The 7,919-nt window shown below is 71.4% G+C and carries 5 protein-coding genes; 1 reads left to right on the plus strand and 4 read right to left on the minus strand.

What is annotated here, in order from left to right; translation table 11 throughout:
- Positions 1 to 37 precede the first annotated feature (37 nt).
- Positions 38 to 1,726, minus strand: coding sequence for a hypothetical protein (locus WME97_RS38175; RefSeq protein WP_437545027.1), 1,689 nt, complete (start codon positions 1,724 to 1,726; stop codon positions 38 to 40).
- A gap of 501 nt (positions 1,727 to 2,227) precedes the next feature.
- Here WME97_RS38175 and WME97_RS38180 point away from each other — a divergent pair.
- Positions 2,228 to 4,573, plus strand: coding sequence for an AAA family ATPase (locus tag WME97_RS38180; protein ID WP_437545028.1), 2,346 nt, complete (start codon positions 2,228 to 2,230; stop codon positions 4,571 to 4,573).
- 49 nt (positions 4,574 to 4,622) lie between these two features.
- Here the strand turns inward: WME97_RS38180 and WME97_RS38185 are convergent, their stop codons facing one another.
- The 3 genes from WME97_RS38185 to WME97_RS38195 form a co-directional block, all read right to left on the minus strand.
- A complete protein-coding gene (locus WME97_RS38185) occupies positions 4,623 to 5,744 on the minus strand; it encodes a DUF4419 domain-containing protein (protein ID WP_437545029.1) in 1,122 nt (373 codons plus the stop codon).
- A gap of 510 nt (positions 5,745 to 6,254) precedes the next feature.
- Complete coding sequence (locus tag WME97_RS38190; protein WP_437545030.1) at positions 6,255 to 6,602, minus strand: hypothetical protein; 348 nt, start codon at positions 6,600 to 6,602, stop codon at positions 6,255 to 6,257.
- A complete protein-coding gene (locus WME97_RS38195; protein WP_437545031.1) occupies positions 6,568 to 7,896 on the minus strand; it encodes a hypothetical protein in 1,329 nt (442 codons plus the stop codon). The genes WME97_RS38190 and WME97_RS38195 overlap by 35 nt, the downstream gene beginning before the upstream one ends.
- Positions 7,897 to 7,919: the final 23 nt, after the last annotated feature.

Consider the following 7,919-nt stretch of genomic DNA (forward strand, 5'->3'; position numbering starts at 1 on the left):
GCTCGCGGAGGGCCCGCGGCGCGCGCCAGGGCGAGGCCTACGGGCGGCTCGCGGCGCGGCGCGCGCGGCGCCTGCGGCCGGCGAGCAGCAGGAGACCGAGCCCGAGCAGGCCGACCCTGGCCGGCGAGGCCTCCGAGGTCGCGCCCGCGCGGCACGCGCAGGACGCGTCAGGCTTGTTGCCGCCCGTGCCGCCGCCGCTCGCGCCGCCGGAGCCGGAGCCGGGACCGGAACCGGAGCCGGTCGTCAGATCCACCGGATCGTCGAGCCCCACGTCGGGTCCGCTCGACCCGCTCGCGGCGGAGGCGGCGCCGCCGTGGACCACCGGCTCGCCGCAGGCCCCGTTGACGCACGGCGCGTTGCCGGGGCAGACGGCGCCCGCGCACGCGTCGGCGCAGCTCCCGGCGACGCAGACCTGCCCCTCGGCGCACGTCTTTCCCTCGCAGCCGGCGTCGACGCAGCGACCGTCTTGCGGCGCGCACACCTTGCCGGCGGGGCAGGTGCGGCACCCGCAGTTGGACTGGCAGATGCCGCGCTCGCAGACCGCGCCCTCCTCGCACTCGATGTGGGCGCAGAGATCCACGCACCGCCCGAGCTGGCACTCCTGGTTCGCGGGGCAGACGACGCCGTCGCAGCCGCCCACGCAGTTGCCGCCGACGCAGATCTGGCCGCCTGTGCACTCCTTGTCGACGCACGCCGGCTCCACGCAGAAGCCGTCGTCGTTGCAGACGAGACCGAGGTCGCAGACCACCTCGCCGCGCCCGCAGTACGGCACGCACGACCCGCGGTTGCACACGAAGCCCTCGTTGCAGAGCCCCTCGCCGTTATCGACCTCGCCGTCGCAGTCGTTGTCGATGTTGTCGCAGGTCTCTTTCTGCTCGCCGGGCTCGAGCACGGGCAGACACTCGACCTCGCCCTCGGTCGCGCAGCCCGTCCTGCCCACGGCGCACGCGCCCTGCAGGCCCGTGTCGCAGACCTCGCCGCCGCCTTTGCAGGTCACGCCCGTGATGTAGTAGACGAAGTCGTTGAAATCGCCGTCGTTCTCGTACCCGCCCTGGTTCCCCTTCCAGCTCGTCGCGGTCACGGGCAGGTCCTCGAAGGCGACATAGAACGCGTCGGGCTCGGCGGTCGACGTGTAGATCAGCGTCGTCACCCACGGCGCGTTCGGCGTGCAGTTCGTGCAGACGGTGTTCAGCTCGCGCTGCGAGAACTTCGTCTGGGTGCAGTACGTGCCCGTCTTGCCGATCAGCGCGAAGCCGACCAGGCCGCCCTGGTACCGCGCATCGTTCCTGATGTCCGCCGCCGAGAACTGCCGCGGCGTCCAGCCGTGCTGCCCCGTCTGGGTGGTGTTCATCGTGGCCAGCGGGCAGAAATCGTCGTCCTGGCACTGGAACGCCGTTTTGACGTCCGCGGGGATCAGCTCGTAGATCTGGTTGTCCGGCGGGCGCGCGCCGCTCGCGGTCGCGTTGTACCAGCCGAACGCGACCTTGCACCCGCCCCCGCGCAGCACCAGCTCTCCCGAGAACCCGCAGAGCGGCGAGAAGACGCCTGGCTCCGTGCTCGCGTCGGCCACGGGATCGATGTCTTCCCCCCGATACATGAAGAGCCCCTCGAGCGTGACGGCGTCCTTGGGGAAGCCCCGGCTCGTCACGAGGCCAGTCTCGTTGTCGCGGACCGGCGTGGGCAGGTCCGTGCCGTCCAGCTGCTCCACAGCAGCGCTCGCGGGCACGGCCCCAGCGAGCGGGGCAAGCGATAGGAACAAGGAAAACACGGCTCGAGCCGCGCGGCGGCGAGGCGTCATGGAATAAGGTGTGTGCGGCATGAACACCACTCTACACCTCCCGAGGAGACCAGGGTGGATGAGATTACACATCTCCACGCCACCAGAATTATGCAGCACGGTTGTGCCTGCGTCGCGGCGCGCGGCCGCTTTGACGCACGCCGTCACCACGACGCATGGAGTTGATCTGACGTTGAGTTGACCGTCAGCGTATTCCGGCGCCGCTCCACTTCACGTTCACGCCGGGACAGGCCTCCTCGGGGCGCTGCGCGAACGACTGCGGCGGAATCGCCACAATGGCGCAATGAAAGAGCGGAGCAATGAAGCGACGGCGCGCGCAACGAAACAACCAGCAGCGCGGCCGAGCAACGCAGAGACGCTCCCGGCGCGGGGTGTTGCCCGGGTGTGGTAGGCTCGCGCGGTCAGGCTGCGCGTTTCCACCGCCACCGTATGACCAAGAAATCGCTCCGCGTCTATTTCATCGCCCACCACGACGGCCGCTTCACCGGCATCCTCCTGCGCACGTGGGCATTCCTCTTCGATCGGCCGGCGCCGTCCGCCTATGGCGCCTCCGAGGACGAGGTGCTGCGCGCGATCGAGGTCGAGCTCCACGCGAGGCTCGCCACGGACGAGGACGATCTCGATCGCTACCTGTGGGACGAGTCGTTCGAGGTCCGCTCGCTGGACGTCGACGTCCACCCGCAGACCACGGTCAAGCGGACCGCCGTCGTCGGCCGGCGCCAGATCCCGCTGCGGCTCACGTACCTCGCGAGCAAGCTCGCCGAGGGCGGCGTCCGCGTGATGCTCCCCCGCTTCGGCTGGTCCGTGGTCCTCGAGGATCTCTCGATCGCGCCCGACGTGCTCCGCCAGCTCGTCACGAGCGCGCTGCTCGGCGAGTCCCCGCGGTCGCTCTTCGATTTTCGCCGGGAGGGAGACGAGTACGTGCGCCCGTGGTCGCCGCGCCGGATGGAGCGCGCCGGGCGGAGCGCTCGGCGCCCGGAGGACGAGCGCCCCACGCTGCACGCCGTCTCCGAGGATCTCGTCGAGAAGGCCGCGCGCCAGCGGCTGCCGCTCGCGGTGGGCGAGTCCGAGGAGCTGGAGCAGGCGCTGCCGCTGTTCGACGCGGCGCGCGCCGCGCACGGCGCGCGCGCCACGTCGATGCCGTCGATCCTGCTGGTGGGCGGCCCGGGCGTCGGCAAGACGACCTGGGTCCACCGGCTGGCGCGGCGGTTCGCGGCGTGGCGAAGGGACAAGGCGCGCGCGGGCTCGCCGGGCCTGTTCAGCACGTCGGCCGACAGGCTGCTCGCCGGGATGAAGTACCTCGGCATGTGGCAGGCGAGGTGCCTGAGGCTCGTGGGCGAGCTGTCGCACGAGGGGGATCTGCTCCACGTCGGCGCGCTCCTGCCCCTGCTGCGGCCGCAGCCGGACGGCGCGTCGATCGGCGACGTGTTCCTGCCGGCGCTCCGGACGGGAGAGGTGAGCCTCATCGCGGAGTGCACCGAGCCGGAGCTCGAGGCGTGCCAGCGCCGCGCGGCCTCGCTCGTGGCGTGCTTCCAGATCGTCCGGCTGCGCGAGCCGGATGCGGCCGCGGTGCCGGCGCTGCTCGCGGAGTACGAGGCGCGGAAGGACACGCGCGTCCGGCTGCACCCGGCGGGCAAGAAGCGGCTGGTGCAGCACCTCGCGATGTTTCGGCGCGACGTGCTCTTCCCCGGCAAGGCGTTCCGCTTCTTCGACTGGCTCGCGCAGGAGGCCGGCGCGCGGGCTGGCGCGGAGGCGGAGGCGGCCGGCGCGGCGCCTTCGCGCGTGCTGTACCCGCGGGACGTGTCCGAGGCCTACGCGCGCCACTCGGGGCTGCCGATCGAGCTCATCGCCGACGAGATCCCCGCGAGCGCCGAGACGATCGCGCGCGGCCTGAAGCGGCGCGTGATCGGGCAGGACGAGGCGTGCGACACGGCGGCGCGGGTGCTGGCGCGCTTCAAGGCCGGGATGAACGACCCCGAGCGCCCGTGCGGCACGCTGCTGTTCGTCGGCCCGACAGGCGTGGGCAAGACGGAGCTCGCGAAGGAGCTCACGCGGTCGATGTTCGGCGACGAGGGGCGGATGATCCGGCTCGACATGAGCGAGTACAGGCTCCCGGGCTCGTCGGCGCGCCTGCTCGCGGCGGGGCCGGACGCGACGACGCTCGCGCAGCGCGTGCGGCAGGAGCCGCTGTCGCTCGTGCTGCTCGACGAGATCGAGAAGGCGCACCGCGAGGTGTTCGACCTCTTGCTCGCGATCCTCGGCGAGGGGCGGCTGACGGACGAGGACGGGCGCCACGTGGATTTCCGGATGGTGCTCATCGTGATGACCTCGAACCTCGGCGTCGCCGACCGGGCGCCTGTCGGCTTCGGCGGCGACGACGAGCGCGCCCTGCTCCAGGGCGCGCGGCGCGCGGCGCCGGCGGGCGTGCGCGAGCACTTCCGCCCGGAGTTCGTGAACCGCATCGACCACGTCGTGCAGTTCCGGGGCCTCGGGCGGGACAGCGTGCTCAGGATCGTCGATCTCGAGCTCGCCAAGGCCGAGGCGCGCACCGGGCTCGTGCGGCGCAACCTGAGGCTCCGTGTGCTGCCCGAGGCGCGATCCTTCCTGGCCGAGGCGGGGTTCGATCCGAGGCGCGGGGCGCGGCCGCTGAAGCGGGTGATCGAGGAGCGGGTGATCACGCCGATCGCGGCGCGCATGGCGGAGGATCCGGGGTGCAGGGATCGAGAGGTCGTGGTGGCCGGCGGGGGCGCGGGGCTCGAGGTGCGGTTCGGGTAGCCGGCCGAGAGGGGGCGGGCGCAGCCCCCGCCGAGCGGCCTTGCGCCCTTCAGCCCGCGCCGGCGGGCCGTTCGACCTCGGGGCCGGGCTCACCGTGCACGACGGCCCACACGAACTCCGGGATGAGCGCGAGCGAGTGCTGGTCCTGCGTGACGCCGATGAGGCCGCTGACGAACTCCAGGGGGTGCTCCCGGCGCTGCCCATCGATGAACCGCAAGGGCACGCTGGTCAGCCCCGGCGGGAGCTGCGCGAACCCGGGTCCCTCCGGATCCGCCAGCGCGGAGAGGGGGTTGCGCCGGGCCTCCGCGGCCTTCCAGCGATCGAGCCAGCCGTCGAGATACGCATTCCAGACGAAGTGGTCGGCCGGCCAGGCGCGCAGGTACGGAAAGAGCACGTGGATCCACCCGGTGAGCTCATCCGCGGAGTTCTCGTACCGGAAGAAGGCGCGCCAGAACGCTGGATCCTGGCGCCCCTCCGCCGCAGCGACGATCTGGTCGAGCACCGGCAGGAGCACGTCAGTCCAGCGCTCCGCCCCGAAGGGGACGAACGCCGCCGCGCGGTGGCGCACCCAGCGCCAGTCGTCCGCCGTGCCGAGCAGGTAAATGCGCGGGATCCCACGATCCGGAAAGCTCATGTCCGCGGGGAAGGGCGGCTGCCACTCGAAGTGCGGCACGAACGGCGTCATCACCGTGAGCTCCGACGCCACGCGCTCCACCGGCCCCGTGGTGGAGAAGCTGGCTGTCACGAGCTCCCGCAGCTTGCCAACCCGCGCGGCGATCACGGTGGAGAAGTCCGAGAACGCGACGGGCCACGGGTTCACCTCACCCAGCGTGAAATCCGGTCGATCGATCCTCAGCTCGAAGTCGCTGTCGTCGAGGAGGACCTGACGCCGCTGCGCCTCGTTCGCGGCGACGTGGAGCGTGAACCCCCGGGCAAGGCAGAACCAGACAACGTCGGGCGACAGCACGAGGGGATAACGCTGGGTATAGGCCATGTAGGCCGCCTGGACGAGCGGGTGCACGTCCGTGCGTCCGACGAGGGGCAGGCGATGGCGGTAGGCAGCCTCGACGGGCGAGACGAGCAGGCTCTGCACCGTCGCTTCCTCGTCGAACGCGGGCAGGGGCGCCGTCGAAGGCGCGACCTCGGCAACGTCGATCGTCGTGACGCTCATGGCTCCTCGTCCTCCTGGCCCTGCGCGACGGCTTCATGGGCCAGCGCTGCCGTAGATAGAACCTCGTACACAAGCGCGCCGCGCGAGACAACTCGCGCCGGCGGCAACCGCGCAGCGAGCGGGCTCAACCCTGGAATCGCCTCGGCAGCGCATCGACCTCATCGGGCGCGCCGACGCACGGCCGTGCGCCAGACACGGGAGCGGAGAGGCAGCAAGCGCTCACCCACAACGGAACATTCCAGTAAAAATGACACATCCGTGCGTGCAATGAGAGCGCCAGGTTACCTGCTCGGCGGACCGACCGCAATCGCGATGCTTGTCGCCGCGTCGCCCTGGATGCATGCACGGAGTCGGTCCCGGCGGAGCGCCACAATGGCGCGAAGGTGCGGGATCTCCCGGTCCACAGGGCGGATCCGGAGAGATTCGCTGCTGGCCGAGCTGGGCGACATGGCACGGCAACTCCCGCCTGAAGGCGAGGATCGAGGCGCTTGGCAGCGCATGAGTTTCGCGTCATTCATGGCGCATGCCCTCCTCGCGCAGCTCCTCGCGCAGCCGCTCGCCTTCGCCGTCGAAAGCCACAGGTGTCCGCTCGGGGCTGCGCGCCCAGGTAAAGAGCGCGGGCAATTTCGCGCATCCCCTGACCGACGGCGGCAGCACGTCCAGCAGCGCGGCCGCGCCCAGCGCCGTGAACCGGGCCGCGGCGCCCAGCCCGACCCCGAAGCCAGACCCCTTCTCCGGCTGGGATCCCGTCACGCGGAAGAGCACCAGCAAACCGAGCTCGCCCGGCCCGACGACCACGACGACGGCCGCGCCGCACAGTCCATCAGGGAGCCAGTTCGGGAGCACGACGACCGGCAACAACAGCCCCAATGTCGGCCGAGCACCCACCAGCGCGCCAAGCTCCCCCACCGCGACGCCGAGGCCGCCGCTCTCCAGCGCCGGGAACCTGCAGGATCCGGTCAGGCCTCGATCCGCCGATGGCAGCCTCCCCAAGGGCTCTACACAGCCTCAGACCACCGAGCCCACCGTCAGGCCTCGCTCCGCCGATGGCAGCCTCCCCAAGGGCTCTACACAGCCTCAGACCACCGAGCCCATCGTCAGGCCTCGCTCCGCCGATGGCAGCCTCCCCAAGGGCTCTACACAGCCTCAGACCACCGAGCCCACCGTCAGGCCTCGCTCCGCCGATGGCGGCCTCCCCAAGGGCTCTACACAGCCTCAGACCACCGAGCCCATCGTCAGGCCTCACTCCGCCGATGGCGGCCTCCCCAAGGCCCCCACACAGCCTCAGACCACCGAGCCCATCGTCAGGCCTCGCTCCGCCGATGGCGGCCTTCCCAAGGCCCCCACACAGCCTCAGACCACCGAGCCCATCGTCAGGCCTCGCTCCGCCGATGGCGGCCTTCCCAAGGCCCCCACACAGCCTCAGACCACCGAGCCCATCGTCAGGCCTCGCTCCGCCGATGGCGGCCTTCCCAAGGCCCCCACACAGCCTCAGACCACCGAGCCCATCGTCAGGCCTCGCTCCGCCGATGGCGGCCTTCCCAAGGCCCCCACACAGCCTCAGACCACCGAGCCCATCGTCAGGCCTCGCTCCGCCGATGGCGGCCTTCCCAAGGCCCCCACACAGCCTCAGACCACCGAGCCCATCGTCAGGCCTCGCTCCGCCGATGGCGGCCTTCCCAAGGCCCCCACACAGCCTCAGACCACCGAGCCCATCGTCAGGCCTCGCTCCGCCGATGGCGGCCTTCCCAAGGCCCCCACACAGCCTCAGACCACCGAGCCCACCGTCAGGCCTCGCTCCGCCGATGGCGGCCTTCCCAAGGCCCCCACACAGCCTCAGACCACCGAGCCCACCGTCAGGCCTCACTCCGCCGATGGCAGCCTCCCCAAGGGCTCCACACAGCCTCAGACCACCGAGCCCACCGTCAGGCCTCGCTCCGCCGATGGCAGCCTCCCCAAGGGCTCCACACAGCCTCAGACCACCGAGCCCACCGTCAGGCCTCGCTCCGCCGATGGCAGCCTCCCCAAGGGCTCCACACAGCCTCAGGCCACCGAGCCCACCGTCAGGCCTCGCTCCGCCGATGGCGGCCTCCCCAAGGGCTCCACACAGCCTGCCGACCAGCCATCTCCGGGCCTCGGCAAGGGTCCCCAAGGGAACACCAAGGCGACGGAGCC

The organism is Sorangium sp. So ce367 (genome assembly GCF_051520455.1).
Classification (GTDB): domain Bacteria; phylum Myxococcota_A; class Polyangia; order Polyangiales; family Polyangiaceae; genus Sorangium; species Sorangium cellulosum_B.

Bases quoted from the DNA above. Each gene is read 5' to 3' on its own strand.
- WME97_RS38180 (WP_437545028.1), top strand. From the start codon at position 2,228: ATGACCAAGAAATCGCTCCGCGTCTATTTCATCGCCCACCACGACGGC.
- WME97_RS38185 (WP_437545029.1), bottom strand. From the start codon at position 5,744: ATGAGCGTCACGACGATCGACGTTGCCGAGGTCGCGCCTTCGACGGCG.